Origin of the sequence: Pseudomonas sp. PD9R, assembly GCF_019200975.1 — a bacterium.
GTDB lineage: Bacteria > Pseudomonadota > Gammaproteobacteria > Pseudomonadales > Pseudomonadaceae > Aquipseudomonas.
This window is the reverse complement of record NZ_JAHTMR010000008.1, coordinates 93,796-115,970: the sequence shown is the minus strand read 5'-3', so window position 1 is coordinate 115,970 and position 22,175 is coordinate 93,796. Positions and strand designations below refer to the sequence as shown.

At 59.0% G+C, this 22,175-nt stretch carries 19 protein-coding genes; 9 read left to right on the top strand and 10 right to left on the bottom strand.

Annotation, left to right across the window (positions count from 1 at the left end):
- Positions 1-7: 7 nt before the first annotated feature.
- Entirely contained in the window at positions 8-1,498 is a 1,491-nt protein-coding gene (locus tag KUF73_RS17130; protein ID WP_218439241.1) for an aldehyde dehydrogenase, read from the bottom strand.
- Between the two features lie 197 nt (positions 1,499-1,695).
- On the bottom strand, positions 1,696-3,072 hold the full coding sequence (locus KUF73_RS17125; protein WP_218439240.1) for a glutamine synthetase family protein: 1,377 nt from the start codon (positions 3,070-3,072) through the stop codon (positions 1,696-1,698).
- 281 nt (positions 3,073-3,353) lie between these two features.
- Here KUF73_RS17125 and KUF73_RS17120 point away from each other — a divergent pair, with 281 nt between their 5' ends.
- The 5 genes from KUF73_RS17120 (at position 3,354) to KUF73_RS17100 (ending at position 8,676) form a co-directional block, all read left to right on the top strand.
- Positions 3,354-4,115, top strand: coding sequence for a gamma-glutamyl-gamma-aminobutyrate hydrolase family protein (locus KUF73_RS17120; RefSeq protein ID WP_218439239.1), 762 nt, complete (start codon positions 3,354-3,356; stop codon positions 4,113-4,115).
- A 373-nt stretch (positions 4,116-4,488) separates the two neighbouring features.
- Complete coding sequence (locus KUF73_RS17115) at positions 4,489-5,631, top strand: ABC transporter ATP-binding protein (protein ID WP_218439238.1); 1,143 nt, start codon at positions 4,489-4,491, stop codon at positions 5,629-5,631.
- Positions 5,632-5,660: 29 nt separating this feature from the next.
- Positions 5,661-6,542, top strand: a complete 882-nt coding sequence (locus KUF73_RS17110) for an ABC transporter permease subunit (protein ID WP_218439376.1) — start codon at positions 5,661-5,663, stop codon at positions 6,540-6,542.
- Entirely contained in the window at positions 6,539-7,423 is an 885-nt protein-coding gene (locus KUF73_RS17105; RefSeq protein WP_218439237.1) for an ABC transporter permease subunit, read from the top strand. Before KUF73_RS17110 ends, KUF73_RS17105 begins: the two co-directional genes overlap by 4 nt.
- 155 nt (positions 7,424-7,578) lie before the next feature.
- Entirely contained in the window at positions 7,579-8,676 is a 1,098-nt protein-coding gene (locus tag KUF73_RS17100) for a polyamine ABC transporter substrate-binding protein (RefSeq protein WP_218439236.1), read from the top strand.
- A 205-nt stretch (positions 8,677-8,881) separates the two neighbouring features.
- On the opposite strand, the gene thpR is transcribed toward KUF73_RS17100, so the two are convergent.
- Positions 8,882-9,421 carry an RNA 2',3'-cyclic phosphodiesterase gene (thpR, locus tag KUF73_RS17095; protein WP_218439235.1) on the bottom strand — a complete coding sequence of 180 codons (540 nt, stop codon included), beginning with the start codon at positions 9,419-9,421 and terminating at the stop codon, positions 8,882-8,884.
- 197 nt (positions 9,422-9,618) lie between these two features.
- Here thpR and KUF73_RS17090 point away from each other — a divergent pair, with 197 nt between their 5' ends.
- Positions 9,619-9,813, top strand: coding sequence for a hypothetical protein (locus KUF73_RS17090; RefSeq protein ID WP_218439234.1), 195 nt, complete (start codon positions 9,619-9,621; stop codon positions 9,811-9,813).
- Positions 9,814-9,827: 14 nt separating this feature from the next.
- On the opposite strand, the gene KUF73_RS17085 is transcribed toward KUF73_RS17090, so the two are convergent.
- Positions 9,828-10,181: a DUF1428 domain-containing protein gene (locus KUF73_RS17085; RefSeq protein WP_218439233.1), complete on the bottom strand. Its 354-nt coding sequence runs from the start codon at positions 10,179-10,181 to the stop codon at positions 9,828-9,830.
- Between the two features lie 16 nt (positions 10,182-10,197).
- The gene (locus tag KUF73_RS17080; RefSeq protein WP_218439232.1) at positions 10,198-11,262 is read right to left on the bottom strand and encodes a hypothetical protein; all 1,065 of its coding nucleotides are present in this window, start codon (positions 11,260-11,262) and stop codon (positions 10,198-10,200) included.
- 420 nt (positions 11,263-11,682) lie between these two features.
- On the opposite strand from KUF73_RS17080, the gene KUF73_RS17075 reads away from it, so the two are divergent.
- Positions 11,683-11,943 carry a hypothetical protein gene (locus KUF73_RS17075; protein ID WP_218439231.1) on the top strand — a complete coding sequence of 87 codons (261 nt, stop codon included), beginning with the start codon at positions 11,683-11,685 and terminating at the stop codon, positions 11,941-11,943.
- Positions 11,944-11,946: 3 nt separating this feature from the next.
- On the opposite strand, the gene KUF73_RS17070 is transcribed toward KUF73_RS17075, so the two are convergent.
- The 5 genes from KUF73_RS17070 to KUF73_RS17050 all read right to left on the bottom strand — a co-directional run bounded on the left by KUF73_RS17070 (position 11,947) and on the right by KUF73_RS17050 (position 18,021).
- A complete protein-coding gene (locus KUF73_RS17070) occupies positions 11,947-13,062 on the bottom strand; it encodes an HlyD family secretion protein (protein ID WP_218439230.1) in 1,116 nt (371 codons plus the stop codon).
- Between the two features lie 6 nt (positions 13,063-13,068).
- Positions 13,069-13,890 (bottom strand): hypothetical protein, encoded by an 822-nt coding sequence (locus KUF73_RS17065; RefSeq protein ID WP_218439229.1) that lies wholly within the window; start codon positions 13,888-13,890, stop codon positions 13,069-13,071.
- A gap of 1 nt (position 13,891) precedes the next feature.
- Positions 13,892-15,220, bottom strand: coding sequence for a glycosyltransferase (locus tag KUF73_RS17060; protein ID WP_218439228.1), 1,329 nt, complete (start codon positions 15,218-15,220; stop codon positions 13,892-13,894).
- The gene (locus KUF73_RS17055; RefSeq protein WP_218439227.1) at positions 15,220-16,608 is read right to left on the bottom strand and encodes a diguanylate cyclase domain-containing protein; all 1,389 of its coding nucleotides are present in this window, start codon (positions 16,606-16,608) and stop codon (positions 15,220-15,222) included. Before KUF73_RS17055 ends, KUF73_RS17060 begins: the two co-directional genes overlap by 1 nt.
- Positions 16,609-17,130: 522 nt before the next feature.
- Positions 17,131-18,021 carry a LysR family transcriptional regulator gene (locus KUF73_RS17050; RefSeq protein WP_218439226.1) on the bottom strand — a complete coding sequence of 297 codons (891 nt, stop codon included), beginning with the start codon at positions 18,019-18,021 and terminating at the stop codon, positions 17,131-17,133.
- A 133-nt stretch (positions 18,022-18,154) separates the two neighbouring features.
- On the opposite strand from KUF73_RS17050, the gene KUF73_RS17045 reads away from it, so the two are divergent.
- Positions 18,155-19,573 (top strand): MFS transporter, encoded by a 1,419-nt coding sequence (locus KUF73_RS17045; protein ID WP_218439225.1) that lies wholly within the window; start codon positions 18,155-18,157, stop codon positions 19,571-19,573.
- Positions 19,574-19,664: 91 nt separating this feature from the next.
- On the top strand, positions 19,665-22,124 hold the full coding sequence (locus tag KUF73_RS17040) for a TonB-dependent receptor (RefSeq protein ID WP_218439224.1): 2,460 nt from the start codon (positions 19,665-19,667) through the stop codon (positions 22,122-22,124).
- The last annotated feature ends 51 nt before the right edge of the window (positions 22,125-22,175 follow it).

The following is a 22,175-nucleotide window of genomic DNA, read 5'->3' as shown; positions in this document are numbered from 1 at the left end:
AAAAGTATTAGAGCTTGATCCAGGTCGCTTTGAGTTCGGTGTACTTGTCGAAAGCATGCAGCGATTTATCCCGACCGTTACCCGACTGCTTGAACCCACCGAACGGCGCGGTCATGTCACCGCCGTCGTACTGGTTGACCCAGACGCTGCCGGCGCGCAAGCCACGGGCAAAGGTGTGGGCCTTGCTCAGGTTGCTGGTCCACACGCCTGCCGCCAGGCCGAAGATGCTGTCGTTGGCGATTTGCAAGGCTTCTTCAGCGGTGTCGAAGGTGATCACCGACAACACAGGGCCGAAGATTTCTTCCTGGGCGATGGTCATGGCGTTGGTCACGCCGTCGAAAATCGCCGGTTCCACGTACAGGCCACCGGTGTCTTCGAGGGTGCGCTGGCCGCCAGCAATCAGCTCGGCACCCTGCTCTTTGCCAATGCCGATGTAGCGCAGCACGTTGTCCAGTTGACGCTGATCGACGACTGCGCCGACGGTGGTCGCAGGGTCAAGTGCATGGCCCGGTTTCCACGCTTGCAGTGCTTCCACCAGCAGCGGGATGAATTGCTCACGAATCGAACGCTCCACCAGCAAGCGCGAGCCGGCGGTGCAGACTTCGCCCTGGTTGAAGGCGATGCCGCTGGCCGCAGCTTGTGCAGCCGCGCGCAAATCCGGCGCATCGGCGAACACCACGTTCGGGCTCTTGCCCCCTGCTTCTGCCCAAACGCGTTTCATATTGCTTTGGCCGGCGTAAATCATCAGTTGCTTGGCAATCGTCGTGGAGCCAGTGAAGGCCAGCACGTCGACGTCCATGTGCAACGCCAAGGCCTTACCGACGGTGTGACCGTAACCCGGCAGGACGTTGAACACGCCTTTCGGGATACCGGCGTCCAGTGCCAGTTGCGCAATTCGGATTGCAGTCAGCGGCGACTTTTCCGACGGCTTGAGGATGAACGAGTTACCCATCGCCAAGGCAGGGGCGAATTTCCAACTGGCCATGATCAGCGGGAAGTTCCACGGCACGATGGCAGCGACCACGCCGACCGCTTCGCGCGTCACCAGGCCCAGTTGATCACGCGGCGTAGCGGCGACTTCGTCGTAGATCTTGTCGATGGCTTCGGCGGTCCAGCGGATCGCGTTGGCGGTGGCCGGAATGTCGACGTTCATCGAGTCGCTGATCGGCTTGCCCATGTCGAGGGTTTCGAGCAGCGCCAGTTCTTCCTGGTTCGCCAGGATCAGGTCGGCAAAACGGATCAGGACACGCTTGCGCTCGGCCGGGGCCAGGTTGGCCCAGACGCCGGATTCAAAGGTGCGACGGGCAACGGCTACGGCCGCGTTCGCATCGGCTTCATCGGTGCTGGCGACGTTCGCCAGAAAACGACCGTCCACCGGGCTGATGCATTCGAACGTGGCGCCGCTGGCGGCCGCGCAATACTGGCCGTCGATGAAGGCACGGCTTTCTATTGTTAGGGACTGGAAGCGTTGCTCCCAATCGCTGCGAGTAATTGTCATTGTTGTGACTCGACGCAGGGGATTAGATGATCGTCGGGCTGAATGCCTTTAATCAAAAATTTGAAACCCGATCCCTGTAGGAGCTGCCGAAGGCTGCGATCTTTTGATCTTGAAAACAAAAGTCAAAAGATCGCAGCCTTCGGCAGCTCCTATAGGGGCAGTCACCCGCCATCAAGGGTGTGGCGGGTAGCTGCCAATCAGACCGTGTGCAAGTACCAGTTGTACTCAAGGTCGGAGATGGAGTTCTCGAACTCCGCCAGCTCGCTTTCCTTGCACGCCACGAACACGTCGATGTACAGCGGGTCGATGTATTTGGCCATGACTTCGCTGTCGTCCAGTTCGCGCAGTGCATCGCGCAGGTTGTTCGGCAGGCTCTGCTCGTTCTGCTCGTAGCTGTTGCCTTCCACCGGAGCGCCCGGTTCGATCTTGTTGGTCAGGCCGTGGTGAACACCGGCCAGAACCGACGCCATCAGCAGGTACGGGTTGGCGTCGGCACCGGCTACACGATGCTCGATGCGCACGGAGTCCGGCGAACCGGTCGGCACACGCACGGCTACGGTACGGTTGTCGATGCCCCAGCTCGGCGAATTCGGTACATAGAACTGCGCGCCGAAGCGACGGTACGAGTTGACGTTCGGGCAAAGGAACGCCATCTGCGCCGGCAGGGTCTCGAGCACACCGCCGATCGCGTGACGCAGCGCGGCGTTCTGCTCGGGATCCTCGCTGGCAAAGATGTTGTTGCCTTCTTTGTCGAGAATCGAAATGTGGACGTGCAGACCGTTACCCGCCTGGCCAGGATACGGCTTGGCCATGAAGGTGGTGTCCATCTCGTGGTCGTAGGCGATGTTTTTCACCAGACGCTTGAGCAGGACGGCGTAGTCGCAAGCCTTGATCGGGTCGGCCACGTGGTGCAGGTTGACCTCGAACTGCGCCGGGGCGCTTTCCTTGACGATGGCGTCAGCCGGGATGCCCTGCTCTTTCGCGCCTTCGAGGATGTCTTGCAGGCAGTCCACGTATTCGTCGAGGTCGTCGATCAGGTACACCTGAGTCGACATCGGACGCTTGCCGGACACCGGCGAACGTGGCGACTGAGGCCGACCGTTCACGTTGTCCTGGTCGATCAGGTAGAACTCCAGTTCGAACGCGGCGCAGATGGTCAGGCCCATTTCGTCGAACTTGCGTACCACGTTAGCCAGCACTTCACGCGGATCGGCGAAGAACGGCTGTCCTTCGAGTTCGTGCATGGTCATTAACAGTTGCGCAGTTGGGCGCTTCTGCCATGGCTCGATGCTCAGGGTGCCGGGGATTGGGTAGCAGATCCGGTCGGAGTCGCCGATGTCCAGACCCAGGCCGGTGCTTTCCACCGTAGAACCATTGATATCCAGAGCAAACAGAGATGCCGGCAGGTTAATGCCTTTTTCGTAAACCTTATGAAGACTGGTGCGTTCGATGCGCTTGCCGCGCACCACACCGTTCATATCCGCAATCAGAAGGTCGACGTACAAAACCTCAGGATATTTCTTAAGGAATGCGTTTGCTTCGTTGAGTTGAACGGTACGCAGAGGGACCGACATGATGCACCTATTTAGCTGTTAATTATTATGTTCACTACCCTTTCACGAGCCCAGTCAATCCGAAAGGCAAAGTGAAGTCAATAGCGAACACTCAGCCTTTCAGCGTTTATTTTCGGGCCTTTCAGCGGCACGAGAGTGCCACATCACCCCTGAAACACGCGTAAATCCTCAACTTCAGACGTATGGCGTTTAGAATTTTTTACATGAGAGTTGTTAATTAAAATCAACAAGGCTAAGCTCCGGAAAAGCTCGTTCAAGTGTGAAACTTCGAGGTGATAAAAATGGCACTCAAGCCATTGATCGGCGTTACAGCATGCGTCAAACAGATTGGTCTGCACCCCTACCACGTCAGCGGCGACAAGTACTTGCGTGCTGTCAGCGTTGCGGCGCTAGGGCTGCCCGTCGTCATTCCTTCCCTGGCTGAACTGACCGAAATCGATGATCTGCTCCCGCAGCTCGACGGTCTGTTGCTGACCGGCTCGCCGTCGAATGTGGAACCCTTCCACTATCAAGGCCCCGACAGCGCTCCCGGCACGGAACACGATCCCCAGCGGGATCGCACCACCCTTCCCCTGATTCGCGCAGCGATTGCGGCTGGCGTTCCGGTGCTCGGCATCTGCCGGGGCTTTCAGGAGATGAACGTGGCGTTCGGTGGCAGTCTGCATCAGAAGGTCCATGAACTGCCTGGCTTCCTCGATCATCGCGAAGCCAACCATCCGGACCTGGCGGTGCAATACGCACCGGCGCATGCCGTTAATGTGCAGCCGGGTGGCGTGTTCGAGGCACTGGATCTGCCAGCCGAGTTTCAGGTCAATTCGATTCACAGCCAGGGCATCGACAGACTCGCCCCCGGCCTGCGTGCCGAAGCGCTCGCGCCGGATGGATTGATCGAAGCGGTCTCGGTCGAACGCAGCAAGGCTTTTGCCCTCGGCGTGCAATGGCACCCGGAATGGCAGGTTCTGTCGAATCCTCCTTATTTGAGAATTTTCCAGGCGTTTGGCGAAGCGTGCCGGCAACGAGCGGCGCTGCGTAACTCACGCTGACGACTCAATACCCGCATTCAACGATTTCACTGCCCCCGTGGGCCAGTCGGGCGCGCCTGTGTGCGCCCGCCCCTCACGACAACAACACACTGCAATAACAACAAGCACTACCAGGCAGCCAGGACGGCGGCGCCGAATAAGCCCGAGCGGAGTGTCCGTCAGGCATGCGCAATACCCTGTAGGAGCGAAGCTTGCTCGCGAAAGCGGTACATCAGGCAACGAATATGTCGACTGACACTCCGTCTTCGCGGGCAAGCCTCGCTCCTACAGGGAACCGCATTCCGATTGACCCGCACTGCACTGCTCGGGTTTGCAATCAACTATTAAGTCAGGCCGCGTTGGCCCGGCGAATGAAACCTGTTGGGAGTTTCACATGGCAAACGCCTCCAGCATCTACCGGAAGGCTCTTGAAGGTCACCAGGCACCGAAAAAGGTGTTAGTGAAAATCGACCGCGTCACCAAGAAATTCGACGAAACCACCGCTGTGGACGATGTGTCCCTGGAGATCTATCAGGGCGAAATCTTTGCCCTGCTCGGTGGCTCCGGTTCCGGTAAATCGACGCTGCTGCGCATGCTCGCCGGCTTCGAGCGCCCGACCGAAGGCCGCATTCTGCTGGACGGTGTCGACATCACCGACATGCCGCCCTACGAGCGGCCGATCAACATGATGTTCCAGTCGTATGCACTGTTCCCGCACATGACCGTCGCACAGAACATCGCCTTCGGCCTCAAGCAGGACCGTTTGCCCGCTGCCGAAATCGACGCCCGTGTTGAAGAGATGCTGCGCCTGGTGCACATGACTCAGTACGCCAAACGCAAACCCCATCAGTTGTCCGGTGGTCAGCGTCAGCGTGTGGCATTGGCTCGCTCCCTGGCCAAGCGTCCGAAACTGCTGTTGCTCGACGAACCAATGGGCGCGCTGGACAAGAAACTGCGTTCGCAGATGCAGTTGGAACTGGTAGAAATCATCGAGCGCGTCGGCGTGACCTGCGTGATGGTGACCCACGACCAGGAAGAGGCCATGACCATGGCCGAGCGCATCGCGATCATGCACCTGGGCTGGATTGCCCAGATCGGCAGCCCGGTCGACATTTATGAAGCACCGGTCAGCCGTATGGTCTGCGAGTTCATCGGCCATTCGAACGCCTTCGACGGCACCGTCGTGGAAGACCTGGAAGGTCACGCGATCATCCACAGCCCGGACCTGGAACAGAAGATCTACGTCGGTCACGGCGTCAGCACTTCGGTGCAGGACAAGTCGATCACCTACGCCATCCGCCCGGAAAAAATGCTGGTCAGCACCACCCAGCCGGACACGCGCTACAACTGGTCCAGTGGCAAGGTGCACGACATCGCCTACCTCGGTGGTCACTCGGTGTTCTACGTCGAGCTGCCTGGCGGCAAAATCGTGCAGTCGTTCATGGCTAACGCCGAACGCCGCGGTGCACGTCCGACCTGGAACGATCCGGTCTTCGTGTGGTGGGAAGACGACAGCGGCGTGGTACTGCGCGCATGAGAACCTTCAATCAGCAATTCCTGCGCCTGGTGCCCAGCGGACGAAAACTCGTCATCGGCATTCCGTTCCTGTGGCTGTGTCTGTTCTTCCTGTTGCCGTTCTTCCTGGTGATGAAGATCAGCTTTTCGGAAGCGGCCCTGGCCATTCCGCCCTACTCGGAGATCTACACTTATGCCGAGCAGAAATTCCAGCTGCTCCTGAACATCGGCAACTACACCTTGCTGGGCGAAGATGAGCTGTACCTCTCCGCCTATCTGGGTTCGTTGAAGGTCGCGCTGTTCAGCACATTGATGTGCCTGGTGGTCGGTTTCCCGATGGCCTACGCCATTACCAAGGCGAGCAAGGAAGCGCAAAACGTCCTGATGCTGCTGATCATGATGCCGACCTGGACCGCTATCCTGATCCGCGTTTATGCGTGGATGGGCATCCTCAGCAACAACGGTTTGCTCAACGCGTTCCTGATGTGGACCGGGCTGACATCGCACCCGATCGAGATCCTCAACACCAACACCGCCGTGTATATCGGCGTGGTGTATGCGTATCTGCCGTTCATGATCCTGCCGCTGTATGCCAACCTGGTGAAGCACGATCAAAGCCTGCTGGAAGCCGCGTCGGACCTGGGTTCGAGCACCTTCAACAGTTTCTGGAAAATCACCGTGCCGCTGGCCAAGAACGGCATCATCGCCGGTTGCATGCTGGTGTTCATTCCAGTGGTCGGTGAGTTCGTGATTCCTGAGCTGCTGGGTGGCCCGGAAACCCTGATGATCGGCCGTGTGTTGTGGCAAGAGTTCTTCAACAACCGCGACTGGCCGGTGGCGTCTGCCCTGGCGGTGGTGATGCTGTTGATCCTGATTGTGCCGATTCTGCTGTTCAACCGCAGCCAGGCCAAAGAGATGGAGGCACGGGGATGAAACGTTTCGGATTTTCAAAGTTGATGCTGGTGCTTGGCCTGTCGTTCATCTACATGCCGATGCTGATTCTGGTGATCTATTCGTTCAACGCCTCGAAACTGGTAACGGTATGGGGCGGCTGGTCGGTGAAGTGGTACGTCGGCCTGCTCGACAACACGCAACTGATGGGCTCGGTGGGACGTTCGCTGGAAATCGCCTGCTACACGGCAGTGGCAGCGGTGGCACTGGGTACGCTGGCGGCATTCGTGCTGACGCGCGTTACCCGCTTCAAGGGTCGTACGCTGTTCGGTGGCCTGGTGACTGCGCCGCTGGTAATGCCCGAAGTGATTACCGGTCTGTCGCTGTTGCTGCTGTTCGTCGCGATGGCGCAGTTGATCGGCTGGCCAATGGAACGCGGCATCGTGACGATCTGGATCGCTCACACCACGTTTTGTGCCGCTTACGTTGCAGTGGTAGTCTCCGCCCGCCTTCGCGAGCTGGACCTGTCCATCGAAGAAGCGGCCATGGACCTGGGCGCGAAGCCGTTCAAGGTGTTCTTCCTGATCACCATCCCGATGATCGCGCCATCCCTGGCGGCCGGCGGCATGATGTCGTTCGCCCTGTCGCTGGATGACCTGGTGCTGGCGAGCTTCGTGTCCGGTCCGGGTTCCACGACCCTGCCGATGGAAGTGTTCTCGGCGGTACGTCTGGGCGTGAAGCCTGAGATCAACGCCGTGGCCAGCCTGATCCTGTTGGCGGTATCGATCGTGACCTTCATGGTCTGGTACTTCAGCCGCCGTGCCGAAGCCACCCGTAAACGTGCGATCCAGGAAGCCATGGACCAGACCGCCAGCGAATCCTGGCAGCAACCTAAAAAGCAAATACTGGAAGCCACCGCCTAATGTAGGAGCTGCCGCAGGCTGCGATCTTTTGATCTCGCTTCTTAAAATCAAAAGATCGCAGCCTCGTTTCACTCGACAGCTCCTACAAGATGAGAGGCTTGTGTTCACTGCAATTGCTTTGCGTATTTGAATAAAAAAGAAATGGAGTTGTACCGATGAAAATGTTTGGCAGGACTCTGCTGACACTGTCCTTATTGGGCGCGATCACCACCGGCGCCCAGGCCAATGACAAGGTTCTGCGTGTCTACAACTGGTCGGATTACATTGCCCCGGACACCGTCAAGAAGTTCGAAGACGAGACCGGCATCCAGGTGACCTACGATGTATTCGACAGCAACGAAACCCTTGAGGCACGCCTGCTAGCGGGCAAATCCGGTTACGACATCGTTGTGCCGTCCAACAGTTTCCTGGCCAAGCAGGTCAAGGCCGGCGTTTACCAGACACTGGACAAATCCAAGCTGTCGAACTGGAAAAACCTCAATACCGTGCTGTTGAAAAACGCTTCCGCCAGCGACCCGGATAACGCCCACGCCTTCCCGTACATGTGGGGCTCGATCGGTATCGGCTTCAACCCGGAGAAGGTCAAGGAAGTGCTTGGCGCCAACGCCCCGACCAATTCCTGGGACCTGCTGTTCAAACCGGAAAACGCTGAAAAACTGAAAGCCTGCGGCATCAGTTTCCTCGATTCGCCAACTGAAATGCTCCCGGCCGCCCTGCACTACCTGGGCTACCCGGTGAACGATCAGGACAAGCAACACATTGCCGAAGCCGAAGCGTTGTTCATGAAGATTCGCCCGTACGTGGCGTACTTCCATTCGTCGAAGTACATCTCTGACCTGGCCAACGGCAACATCTGCGTGGCTGTCGGTTACTCCGGCGACGTCCTGCAGGCCAAGGCCCGCGCCCTTGAAGCCGGCGACAAAGTGAAGATCGACTACAGCATTCCGAAAGAAGGCGCCGGCAGTTTCTACGACATGGTCGCCATCCCACGGGACGCCACCAACGTCGAGAACGCCTACCTGTTCATGAACTTCCTGATGCGCCCGGACATCATCGCCGAGATCACCAACAGCATCGGTTACAGCAACGCCAACGCCGCCGCTACGCCGCTGGTGGATGAAGCGATTCGCAACGAACCGGGCTCCTATCCTTCAGAGGAAGTGATGGCGACTTTGTATGCCATTCCTGACATGCCGATTGGTGTGCAACGGGTGATGACCCGGGGCTGGACCAAGGTAAAACTCGGCAAGTAACCCTGCACCTGTAGGAGCTGCCGCAGGCTGCGAGCTTTTGATCTTGTTTTTAAAAGCAACGTCAAAAGATCGCAGCCTGCGGCAGCTCCTACAGGGAGTGAAAAAACCTTTTGTTCATGCAGCGCCTTACCACCGCTGCATTGCTCACCTGGCTCCTCGGTTAAGGTGAAGTTTGGCGCCCTCGGGCGCCTTTTTTTGTTTGGGCTTACGCAGTGCCCAGCGGCCAATCGGCCAGTGCCCGATAGCGGCCCTTGTGCGATTCGAACAGGGTGAAGCGATCGGCGCGCAGGAAAAACTCCGGCGGTTCCGAGGCTTCCGGAACCGGTGCCCGATAGTCTCGGGCCAGGGTCACGTGCGGACGAAATTCCCGTGGCGCATCTTCCAATCCGAACGGCAGCAAGGCCTGCTCAAGGTCATACACCAGGCGCAATAACCCTGGCGGTGCCTGCTCCGGCGCCAGTACCAACACCCCGGCCCGGTGCCACACATCCATTCGATCAAGCACCACCGTCATGCGGGCAGCCGGCGTGCGCACAGACGCCGCAGCCGCGCAAATGTCGGCAATCTGCGCAGCGCCCACTGAGCCCAAGAACTTCAGCGTCAGGTGAAAGTTCTCCGCCGGCACCGGCCGCCCGCTGCGCAGTTGCAAGGCGCTGCGCCACTGGGCGATGGCCTTGCGCTGCGCGGGTACACAGTCCAGCGCAAAAAACAGCCGTTTGAACGGCTCACGGGATTCGTCAGTCATGCATGACACCTCTGCGGGATCACCTGTAGGAGCGAAGCTTGCTCGCGAAAGCGGTTTTGCATCATGCAGAAGTGCTGAATGTTCCACCGCTTTCGCGAGCAAGCTTCGCTCCTGCAAGGATCGCGTACATGGCGCATTTCTGGCAGCTCCCGGCATGCAAGTTATAGTTGAGGCTAGCGAATTATTCGGAGGGGGCCATGCGACAGATCATCAGCAAGGAACCATGGTGGGCCGCGCCGCCCAAGCCTGGCCAGGACGAGTTCGAGCTGGAATGGGGCTGGCTGGTGCATTACAGCGAAGGCGAACCGCGTTTCGAGTTCATCCGAGAGCGGCCGACGGACAGCGAGATCCGCAATCGCAAGAGCTGCAGGATCACTCCGGCGTCGGAGTGATCCCGGGGTTCGCATCAGGCTTTGACGAACATCTCAAAACCGCCGAACACCATGCGCTGACCGTCAAATGGCATCGGATTGACGTCCGGCTTCATGCGTTGGTCTTGCATCATTTTTTCCATCCCGGCATTGCGGGTGGCCTTGTCCGGCCAGATGATCCAGCCGAACACCACGGTTTCGTCTTCCTTGAGTTTCACCGACATCGGGAACGACGTGACCTTGCCCTCCGGCACGTCATCCCCCCAGCACTCGGCCAGACTCAACGCGCCGTTTTCCTTGAAAATCACCGCTGCGATTTCGGCGTGCTTCTTGAATTTTTCGCGGTTGGCGGTGGGTACGGCAGCGATAAAACCATCTACATAGGACATGGGTATTCTCCTTGGGTCACGGGTTGATCTGCTGGTTAGTCGATTCCGTCGGGCTCCAATCGACAGATTCCCCGCTCGAACCGACCGGCGGTGCGGCACTCTGCGCCAGGTTCCCTTCGATCTGCGCCGCCATGTACAACGTCCCCGCCATGACTCCGGTTCTCGGGTCTTGCACGAGCTTCAACCAGGCTTTGTCGAACGTGTTGCCCAGGCTGCTGCGAATCAGCGCTTCGCTGTCCGGTCGGTCGCTGGCCTGAATCAATGCGCGTATCCCCGCCACCCCCACGGTAATCAAGCCGCCAGCGAGTTTGCCTGCTGCCGCCGCCACCGCACTGGCCGCACCACGCGGGGCCATTTCGGCTTCCATTCGTTGGCTGGCGCGCTTGGCCACCGGCGCCATGGCGGTGTCGGTCGAGCCGACACCTTTATCGCCACCAGCCGTGTGGATCTTGTCGATCAGCGCCGCGTACGCCGGCAATGTGTTCAGGGATTCGGTGTGCACGACCTGATACAGCGACGCGTCCCGGGGCGGTGGCGGTCCGAGGGCAATCGCGGGGATTTTCTGGATGCGGCCATTGAGTTGGGCCATCGGCACGCCATGGCGCTGGGAGATCTTCTGCAATTCTTCCTTGAGAATGTCGACGTAGAACGCCGCTGCGAGGCTGAGGATCGCATCCGGGTCAATTTCCACTGCGGCAGGTGCCAACACCTTTTCCTGGTATTGCTCCAGCAGATAAGCGGCCAGACGCTTTTCCGAAGCATCCTGCTCGCCCTTGGCACTGATGGTGTACCAACTGACCTTCATCGACAGCCATTCCTGGGTCCAGTAACTGCTGAACCATGGGATGAAGTTCTGTTCGGTCAGCTCGTAGACCCGCGTGCGCCAGTAGTCCATAGCGCCTCGGGCGTAGATTCTGGTCTGCTCGGTGGCCGATTGCGACGCCTCGACAATCTCCCGATCGACTTGCTGCCAGGTACTCGGGGAAATCATGACTTGCGGCACTTCCACCGGCGCGCGCGGTGCCGTGACGCAGCCCGCCAACACCACCAGCACGGCGACGATCAGCGAACGCAGGTTCAAGATCGCGGTTTCCCAAGTCTGTTCCGGACAGGATGTCCGGCGTTCAAAAGGTCCTGATTTGAGTATAGGTGCCAGTATTTTTCGGTGCTTTTCCGGGCCCCTTCGCGGGAAAGCCTCGCTCCTACAGGCGCATGTGCGTCCACAGATCCGGTGAACGACACAATAGCTGTAGGAGCATGGCTTGCCCGCGAAGGGGCCCGGAAGAATACCGACAAAAACGACCATCACTTGCGTCGATATTCACCATCGCCACGAATGCCTTCCGCCCACCTACCGTCAGCGTAGGATCGACCTCAACCCAATACGAAACCCTGTAGCGGAGGGTCGAATCATGCTTATCCATCTCCTGACCTGTCTGGCCCTGACGGCCTTCACGTTGAGCGTGTTTGGCTGGTTCGTCCTTTCCGAGGAGCGCACGTCATGTTCAACGCAATAACCCTGTCCGTGAGCTTCCCGGTGTTCGGCAGCAACTATTACTCGCAACCTTTTGAGTCTCGTAAAGTGTTGACCCTGGTGTTCGACAAAAAATTCGCCGCGATGCTGATTCCAGCCGCCGACAACCACTTCAACAATGAAGTGGTCGGGCTCAATGATCAGTTCCGGTTCTTGAACGATGTGCTGGCGGAGCACCTGCTGGCGACCGAAGTCGCCTCTACCGGCCGCCGCAATCAATATTTCTGAGCATTAGCGACTTTCCTGAGCCGTGGCGGTTGCCCGATCAATGGCGATGAAGTCCCCCACCTGCTCCATGAATTCACGGCTGTCAGTGAGCATCTGTTGCCAGTCGGTAGGGAATCGAACATTCAACGGCAGTTGATCGATTCTCCAGCGCGCTGGCAGCGGGCGATCAAACCGGGCAGCAACCTGCAAGCCCATTTCGCTGGCAGCGAACGGCCCGCGTAACACCGTCGGCGTGCGACCGGCGCTGTCCACTGCCTGGACAACATGGGCATTGAGCCAGTCACCATTGGGCATGCGCACACGCAGCGGCTGACCAATGCCGGCGTAGGTGATGTTCAGCGGCTCCAGATAGATCCACAACAGCGGGTCCTCCTGTCGCTCAATGCGCATCAGTAGCGTCCCGGCACCGACGTTTTCGCCGGGGTTGACCAACACTTCTGCAACCCGCCCGCTCTGCGCGGCTTTAACCGGCAACGCGGCGAGGCGCGTCTTCAACCATTGTTGTTCGGCGTTCTGTTGAGTCACCTCACGCTGCTCGCTGACCGGCGCCTGACTGGCCAGTTGCTCACGACGCTCGAACGCCAGCAAATCGGCTCGAAAGCTGTCGAGTTCGGACTTGGCCGCCAGCACTTCACCCGGAGAGACAGCGCCTCGTAACACAAGGTCTTCAAGTACCCTTATGTGCTCTTGCGCCCTGCCTATGCGCGTGCGGAGCAACTGGCGCTCGCTGCCGCCCAATTTGTTGACGGCCGGTTTCGCTGGACTGGTCGGCATCGCCGCCAGTTGCGATAGCCGGGCGCGCCATTCGGGGTTGTCGAGATTGACCAGTGGCTGATCGACCCGCACCTGATCACCGGTAATGACCAACAGTTGTTCGACCCGACCGGCATCCCGTGCGCGCACTTCAAGAATCGGCAAGCGCAACTGCGCCGGCGCGTCAATCATCAACATGCCGTAGGCCAACTTGCCGCCCAGCCAGATCAAAGGGCTCGCAACCAAAAACAGGATCAGATACCAGCGCACGCGAAACGCCGTGCGCTTGCCCGGCGCGTAGAGCACGCTCAAACCCTGCTCCTGAGTCGGGCTCAGTTCCTTACGACTATCAAAACGAATCTTCATAACCGTTCACCGTTTTGGAAAGTCTTGCCAGGCTTGCCAGTCAATGCCGGCAATGCCCAAGGGTTGCAGTTGATCCCGCCAGGCGCTGTTCTGGTGTTGCAACTGCTCGGTTGACGCGCCGGCCCAGCTTTCCGTGGCCTCCAGTTGCGGCTCGGTGCTTTGCGCCAGGCGAAATTGCAGATCAGGCCAGCGCCTGGCGATTTGTTCTGCCAGTTGCGCGCTGTTTTTTGGATTGCGGGTGTAAATCATCAGGCTGACCTGACGCACGCCTGCGTCGGGAAGCGCACAGGGCACGCAGGTTTGGCCGGCCTTCTTTTCGGCGAACCAGCGATGATGACTGGAAATCTCGACCGGCCATGGGCTCTCCCGGGCGGCCATGCGCAAGGTCTCGAGCCAGTCTTTCAAGTGCTGATCCGGGACGGGTACACCCAGTTGCTCGACCTCCAGGTCGAGGTGCAGGCTGATGAAGGCAAGGCCCTTGAGTTTGGTCAGCAAGTCTGTGAGCTGGTGGCGCTCCTGCGGCTCGATCCAGCTTGGGTCGCCCAGCAACAGGCTGACTTGCACCCCGCTGCGCTTCGCGTCCTGAAGCAGTTGCTCCAGGCGTTGGCGCGTGGTGGCAAGGTCCTTGATCTGTGCGGCCTTGAGACCGAGGTAAATCTTGTCCATCCCGGCGCTGCGCAGCGCCTCAAGCTCGGCCGGCCGCTGTTCGGGATCGAGCAACGCTTCGCTGTCCCACACATAGCTGGCCTGGGACCATTTCCCCGACGGCGCGGCCTGGAGCATCACGGGTTGTACCACCAGCAACAGGGCCAGAAGTATCGATCGCATATCAAAACCTCGTGGCTCGCTTAAGCACCCACCACGGTGCCATCGAACTTTCCTCATGCCCGCGCCGGAACATCTCGTTGAGCATGGCGACCACGCTCCAGCAGCGCAGGAGCAGCATGAACAGCGGGAAGAACGGCACCAACAACCCCAGGGTCATGTCCTGTCGAGGACGATCGGAGACCATCAACAACATGGCGCAGAACATCAGCACGGTGATCGTCAGGTACAACGCATAAATCAGGGAAAACAGAAACAGCAGCGTCGTGCCCGGCAGGATAAAAATCGCCAGCAAGGTGTAGCTGAAGATGATGAACGGCAGCACCAACTGGAAGAAGAAACCCGTGACCAGAATCATCAGGAAGGTTTTCCAGCCCAATAATTTCGGGTCGATGTTGCGGTTGTGCTTCCTGATGTAGAGGAAAAACAGGTCCCCGTCCCAGCGCAAACGCTGCATCAGAAACTGACCGAGCGTCGCCGGTGCATCGGTATGACCAATCGCCTCGGGTTCGAAGGGGATCTTCAGGTCATGGCGCTTGAAGTAACTCTTGATGCGCAACGTCAGGTCCAGGTCCTCGGCGGTGTGGGTATTCCAGCCACCGATCTTCACCAGGAAACTGCGACGGAATGCCCCGAAGGCACCCGAGACGTTGTTGACCAGGTTCCATTCGGCCAAACCGATTTTCGACATATGAATCGACAGCAGGTATTCCAGCGCCTGCATGGCCGTCACCCAGGAACTCCAGACATTGCGCACCCGCAGGCTACCGGCAACCGCAGGCACTGAAGGGTCCTCGAAATGCCGCACGATGGCGCTGACCATGTTGTTATCGAACGAGGTATCACCATCGAGCGCCATCACGATTTCACCGCCGGCAAGCGACAGCCCGGCGTTCAATGAAGACACCCGCCCGCCTCGCTGCCATTTGGCAATCGGGCGCAAATGGCGCCGGGGATACAACTGCGGGTCCACGTTGAAACTGCGCACGGCAGCCAGCGTCGACTGGTTCACCGTGGCGCCGTCCACCACCGGAATCATCTCGATGTGGCCGCAATAGGTCTGCTCGCACAAGCTCAGCAGCGTGGTCTGGACGTCCATGCCTTCGCTGTAGCACGTGATGATGCAAGAAACCTTGGGTCGATAAACACTGATCTTCGGCACTCGCGTACGTCGGCGGGCGAACCAGCGCAGAACGCCCAGCATCACCATGATCATCATGGGCAGTTCAAAAATCAGAAACGACGGGAAAAGCATGAAGAACAAGCGGCTCAAGCCATCCGGCCCGACCAGCCCGCCGAACGCGTTGTAGAGAAGTTCCAGTAAAGGCGTCATCACACCAACTCACCGGCCAAACGGGCCAGCAATAGTTCACCATCTTCCTGGTCGAGAAGATCGTGGGGCGCGGTGATGCTGACGACACGCAGGGAAATGTCGCTGACCTCCGGTGCCGAGAACAGCTCGGCGACCCGGCTCAAGCGTTGTTTGACGCATTCCAGTCCCTTGCCATCGGTATGCGGCAGCATGATCCAGAAAAACTCTTCGGTACTTCGCGAGCAGCGGTCCGTTGTCCTGACGGTTTCCTCCAGTCGATCGGCGACGCTATCAATGAAGGCATGCCCGCGTTGCTCACCCAAGTGCGACAAGGTGCCGGCCAGGTTGACGAAGCGCAGGCCGATCAGCGAAAAGGCAGGATCGGGGTGGCGGCGCACGACCTGTATCTGCCAGCTCAGCAGATCATAGAAATCCTTGCCGCCCAGCAGGTTGAGTCGACCAAAGTGCTGACCCGATTGATCACTGAACTCCTGGCGACAGCGGAAGCGCCCGGCCTCGGCCAGGCGGAAATCCCGTACCTCGCGTACCCGTAACTTGTCAGGCGTATGCGACAGGCCACAGTCCAGGCAGCGCGCCTGCACTTCGGCATCGACAAAAAACGCCTGGCATGACCGACAACGATAGTTCTCCATCGGGCGGTCATAATCGGTGCCAATGTGGCGAAGGCGGTTCAGACAATTGGGGCACAACAACACCCCGTCCTTGAGAAAGGATTCCTGCGGTCCGACATGACCACACGTGAAGCAGTGCAGCGACGGTTGCCGCGAAATGTCCAGGGCGTGACATTCGGCACACACGTCGATGTAGTTGAGCCGGCCGGAACCACAATCCGAACAGAGCCGCACGCGATCGACCAGCACGCCCTCTTCCAGCCAGTCCTGCTGTGCCATGAGGCTAAGCCACGCAAACGAGTTGATCTGCTCGTTATCAGCCAGTGCGTCGAGCAATGGATAGCGATAATGCTGCGGCACTTGCGGGTCTCGCAGGGCATAGATGTGCGCGTGGTCGCGCAACCACAGCCAGGCCAGCACACGGCTCTCAAAACGCTCGGGGCCGCTACCGCGCTCGAACAACCTGAAGCGTTCTCGCCATGCGCCCCAGAAATTTTTTATTTCACTGGCGTTGACCGGGCACGCGCCATCGCCCAAGGCCTCACACCAACCATCCTGGTCGCGACAACAGTAAATGAGGGTGTAACGGTAAGAAGAGGCCGAGCGCAACTTTCGCAGCACCCTCCCCGCATAGGCAGCGGGCAAATCCAGCAATACGACATCAAATGCGACGGCAGCCAACAAGCTGCCCAAATCGGCAAAATGTTCAAATTCTGGAAGATCCAGGTTTGGCACTCTATTACCGAGTATCGCAATCCGCGGAGTTGAGGTTGGCATGACGCACGTCCTCTACAGACAGACAAGTGCGGTTAATTGGAGTAACCAACACTAGCACCGCCTCAGAAAATCGCGCAGGTAATTATAAGTTTATTTTGATATTTAAAACGGCACACTTTATGACCAGCTTCAACTGTCCAAATGGCGACGACAACCCCATGAAACCCAAGAAAAAAGATCACCAACAAAAAATATGTTTTTGTTTAAATTCAATTACTTAAATAGTATTTAGCTTAAATAAACACAACTATCAGCCCTAACATTCAATTGCCACTATTTGATAGCCTTGGGCCAGTTTTAGACATTTGCGACATATTGCCACTTACAGAAAAGTTCTTTCGCTGACCGCAATACATTTTCAATTATCGAAAGTTCAAATTATTTTTATAGCAAAACACCCCGTCAATATTCCTAAAAAAACAAAAGCCACCCCCCACAAGTAGTTACATCAGCTTAACAACAACTGTACCAATATTGATCACTTCAAGGATTAAATCAAACCTGTGATTTCCCGATAATTCGTTATTGCGCACAAACATCACGAAGGCAACCACGTAACCAGCGATGTGCCGGATCGGCATCCAGGCGCGGATGCCAGAGCATCGCGACGGTGAAGGTCGGCAACGGCAACCCAAGGTCAAAACTGTGCATACCGACTCGCAGATTGGCGGTGTGGCGCTCCGGTACGCTGGCGATCAACTCGGTAGATCGGGCAAGTGCCAGCGCTGTCGAGAAACCCGCGACAATGGTCGAAACCTGGCGCTCCAGCCCAAGCGCTGCAAGCGCTTCATCTATCGGCCCTTTGTCCCGTCCACGGCGGGACACGCTGATGTGACTGCCCGCCGCATAACGCTCAGGCGTGATCTCTTCATGACAAAGAGGATGGCCGTTGCGCACCACGCCAATGAAGCGGTCGCGGAACAAACCTTGAGTCCGCAGCTCCGGGCTGGTGCCCTTCCCGACTACGCCGGTTTCCAGATCGACAGTGCCGTCACGCAGCGACGTGCTGTCCTTGTCCGGTTTGTGCACGAAACGCAAGCGCACACCCGGCGCTTGTTCGGCGATGCGCGCAATCAGTTGTGCTGCAAAATTTTCGACAAAGCCTTCGCTGGTACGCAGGGTGAAGGTGCGCACCAATTGCATGAGGTCGGGTTGCTCGGCCGGACGCAATACCGCCTCGACTTCCTGCACCAGTTGACTGACCCGTTCGCGCAACTCAAGTGCTCGCGGGGTCGGCACCAATCCGCGCCCGGCCCTGACCAGCAGCGGGTCCCCCGTGGTTTCGCGCAATCGCGCCAGCGCCCGGCTCATTGCCGACGGGCTCAGGCCCAAGCGTTTAGCGGCGCGCGCCACGCTGCCTTCAGCCAGCAACACATCAAGGGTGATCAGCAAGTTGAAATCGGGAATGAGCATGCATTGCCCCTGAATTTTTTGATATGGCGTTCTACACACGTATTACGTGCAAACGGTGCGCCTACCGCCATGTTAGGTGTGGGCGTAGATTTCTGATAGCTCCAATCGGGAGTGGCCGCAAAAGAGGCACGGCATGACAACTACACCGACAGCTATAGAACCTGCGCAACGCACACGCTCAATCAGATGGGCGCTGGCCAGTCTGTCGCTCTCGATGTTGTTGTCCTCCCTCGGCACCAGCATCGCCAACGTGGGCTTGCCCACGCTGGCTCAGGTGTTCGAAGCGTCCTTTCAGCAGGTGCAGTGGGTTGTCCTGGCGTATCTGCTGGCGATCACCGCGCTGATCGTCAGCGTTGGCCGGCTCGGTGACCTGTTGGGTCGGCGGCGTCTGCTCCTGTCCGGGATCGGCCTGTTCACGCTGGCATCGGCATTGTGTGGCCTGGCGCCAACCCTCGGATGGCTGGTTGGTGCCCGAGCGCTGCAAGGCCTTGGCGCGGCAATCATGATGGCCCTGACCCTGGCGTTCGTTGGCGAGACAGTGAGCAAGGACAAAACCGGTAGCGCCATGGGCTTGCTCGGGACGATGTCGGCGATGGGCACGGCGATGGGGCCATCGTTTGGCGGACTGCTGGTGGCGGGATTCGGCTGGCGGGCGATTTTCCTGATCACCGTACCGTTAGGTTTGCTGACGTTACTGCTCGCGCATCGCTTCTTGCCTGTCGATCGTCAGAAGGCGAAAACCGAACGTACCGGTTTCGACCCGTTGGGCACCCTGCTGCTGGCGCTGACACTCGGCGCTTATGCGCTGGCCATGACCCTCGGGCGCGGTCATTTCGGCCCGCTGAACATCGGCCTGTTGCTCGCAGCTTGCATGGGTATCGTCTTGTTTGTCCGGGTTGAGAAACGCGTCGCTGCACCGTTGATACGCCTGGCGATGTTCCGTGACCGCCAGTTGAGCGGCAGCCTCGCCATGAGTCTGCTGGTGGCAGCCGTGATGATGGCGACGCTGGTAGTCGGGCCGTTCTATCTGTCGCAGGCGCTTGGATTGGACGCCGTTGAAGTCGGGCTGGTGTTGTCCGTCGGACCCTTGGTTGCCGCATTGACCGGGGTGCCAGCCGGGCGCATTGCTGACCGTTTCGGCGCGCGGCGCATGACCTTAACCGGCCTCATCGCCATCGCACTGGGCTGCATCATGTTGTCGACGCTGCCGAGAGCGGTCGGTATCGTCGGCTACCTTACGCCGATGGTCATCATCACCCTCGGTTATGCAGTGTTTCAGACGGCCAATAACACGGCAGTCATGGCCGATGTTCCGCCGGATCAACGGGGCGTGGTTTCCGGTCTGCTCAATCTGTCGCGCAACCTGGGGCTGATCACTGGCGCATCGGCATTGGGGGCGGTTTTCGCCCTGGCCTGCGCGGCGGTCGACATCAATACTGCGCACCCGCAGGCCGTTGCCAACGGCCTGCGCATGACCTTTGTGGTCGCGTCGGGGCTGATTGGCATCGCCTGTCTTGTCGCGGTGATCTGCGGGCGGAACCAGCGGGTCTGAAATTATTTTCAGTGTTGCTGATACCTTTTCGGCCGTCGTTCGGTGTGTAGAGGAATTCACATTTTTCCTTTGCATCCGCAGGCATTGCCGAATGACATCCCGATCGCTCCCGCCCCTTTCCAATCTCAGTCCGACCCGCATTCCTTTGAGCGCCCTGAGCCTGGCCGTTGCCCTGTGCGCCATGGCCCCGATGCATGATTCGCTGGCGGCCGATGTCGCGCAAAGCGCTGCGGTGCACAGCTACGCTATCGGCCCCGGTTCGCTGTCCAGCGTACTGGCACAGTTCGCGGTGACGTCGGGCGTGCTGTTGTCGTTCGATGCCGACTTGCTCAACGATAAAACCAGCCAGGGCATGAATGGCAGCTACACCGTGCAGTCCGGTTTTGCCCAACTGCTCCAGGGCAGCGGCTATTCGTTGGTCAGTACGGGGGCCGATAGCTACACCGTGGCGCCACAGGTCAGCAACGGCGCGGCACTTGAATTGGGGGCAACCACGGTCAGCGGCGTGAGCAACGAAACGGTGGACACCTACGCCGGTGGCCAGGTGGCACGTACGGCGCGTCTGGGTGTGCTGGGCAATCGCAGTATCAATGACGTGCCGTTCAGCGTCGTCAGCTACACCGCCAAGACCATCGAGGATCAGCAAGCCAGAACCGTGGGCGATGTGTTGCTCAACGACGCTTCGGTGCGTCAGTCCGCCGGTTTCGGCAACTTCTCCCAAGTGTTCACCATTCGCGGACTACCGCTGACCACCGACGACATCTCGTTCAACGGCCTGTACGGTGTGCTGCCACGTCAGATCATCACCACCGAGGCGCTGGAACGGGTCGAGCTGTTTAAAGGCCCGAATGCGTTTATCAACGGTGTAGCGCCAGGCGGCAGCGGCATTGGCGGCAGCGTCAACCTGGTGCCCAAACGCGCTCAAGACACTCCTACCCGCAGCGTGACCCTGGATTACGCCAGTGACAGTCAGGTGGGTGGGCACATCGACCTCGGCCAGCGCTTTGGCGAAGACAACCGCTTCGGCGCACGGGTCAACCTCGCGCAACACGGCGGCGACACGGCCATCGATGACGAAAACGAACACTCGCAATTGGTCGCCGTCGGGCTGGATTTTCGCGGTGATCGCCTGCGCGTCTCCACCGATCTGGGCTATCAGAAACAGCGCATCAACAACGGTCGCTCGGTGGTCTACCCAACCGGCACCAAAGTTCCGGACGCGCCATCGGCCAAGGACAATTACGCCCAGGACTGGACCTGGTCGCAGCTCGAAGACACCTACGGCATGGTCAACGGCGAATACGACCTCAACGACAACTGGACCGCCTACGCCGGCGGTGGCGCCAAGCACACCCGGGAAAACGGCGAATACTCGTCGCTGTACGTGAACAACGACGGCAGCGGCAAAGTCGGCTTTCTCTACTCGCCCCATGACGAAGACAACAAAAGCGCCATCGCTGGTTTGAACGGCCATTTCAACACTGGCCCGGTCACCCACCAGATGAACTTCGGCTTGTCGGGCACCTGGGGCGAACAACGCTCGGCGTTTGAAGCGATCCTGGTGGCCAACCGCGTCAACGGCAATCTGTATAACCCAGTGCAAGTGCCGCGACCGACCAAGACCTACTTCGGCAGCGACATCCACGACCCCCGCATCGTCGGCAAAAACCAAGTCAAAAGTGTGGCGGCTTCCGACACCCTGGGCTTCATCGACGACCGCGTCCTCCTGACCCTCGGCGTGCGCCGTCAAACCATCGAAGTCGACGGCTGGAACACCACCAGCGGCGCGCGCACGGCCAATTACGAGGAGTCGATCACCACGCCTGTTTATGGTTTGGTGGTCAAGCCGTGGGACCACGTGTCGTTCTATGCCAACCGCATCGAAGGCCTGCAACAAGGCCCGACTTCACCGTCCACCGGCGTGACCAACCCCAACGAAGTGTTCGCCCCCAACCGCAGCAAGCAGACCGAAGCCGGGGTCAAGCTGGATTGGGACAGCTTCGGCGCGACGCTGGGTGTGTATCGCATCGAGCAACCGAACAGCTCGACCTCGACCGTCTCGGGCGCACGACTGCCAACCTTCAGTGTTGACGGCGAACAAGTGAACAAAGGTGTGGAGTTGAACCTGTTCGGTGAACCGATCGATGGCCTGCGCTTTTTGACCGGGGCGACCTGGATGAACACCGAGCAGAAGAAAACCTCGAACGGCGTCAACGATGGCAACCGCGCCGCCGGCGTGCCGCGCTTCCAGTACAACCTCGGTGCCGACTGGGACGTTCCAGGCATTCAAGGCGCGGCGCTCAGCGGTCGCATGCTGCGCACCGGCGGTGAGTACGTGAACGCGGCCAACAGCCTGAGCATCCCGGCCTGGACCCGCGTCGACCTCGGCGCCCGTTATGGCTTTAAGGCCGACGACAACTACATCACCCTGCGCGCCAACGTCGAGAACGTGGCGAACAAGGCGTATTGGTCCTCGGCATCGACCGCCAACAATTATCTGACCCAGGGCGAACCACGGACGCTGAAGTTGTCGGCGACGGTGGATTTCTGAGCGTCAGTCACCACGCAAGCTACGCCGATCAACGGGTTAGGGCGTAGCAGC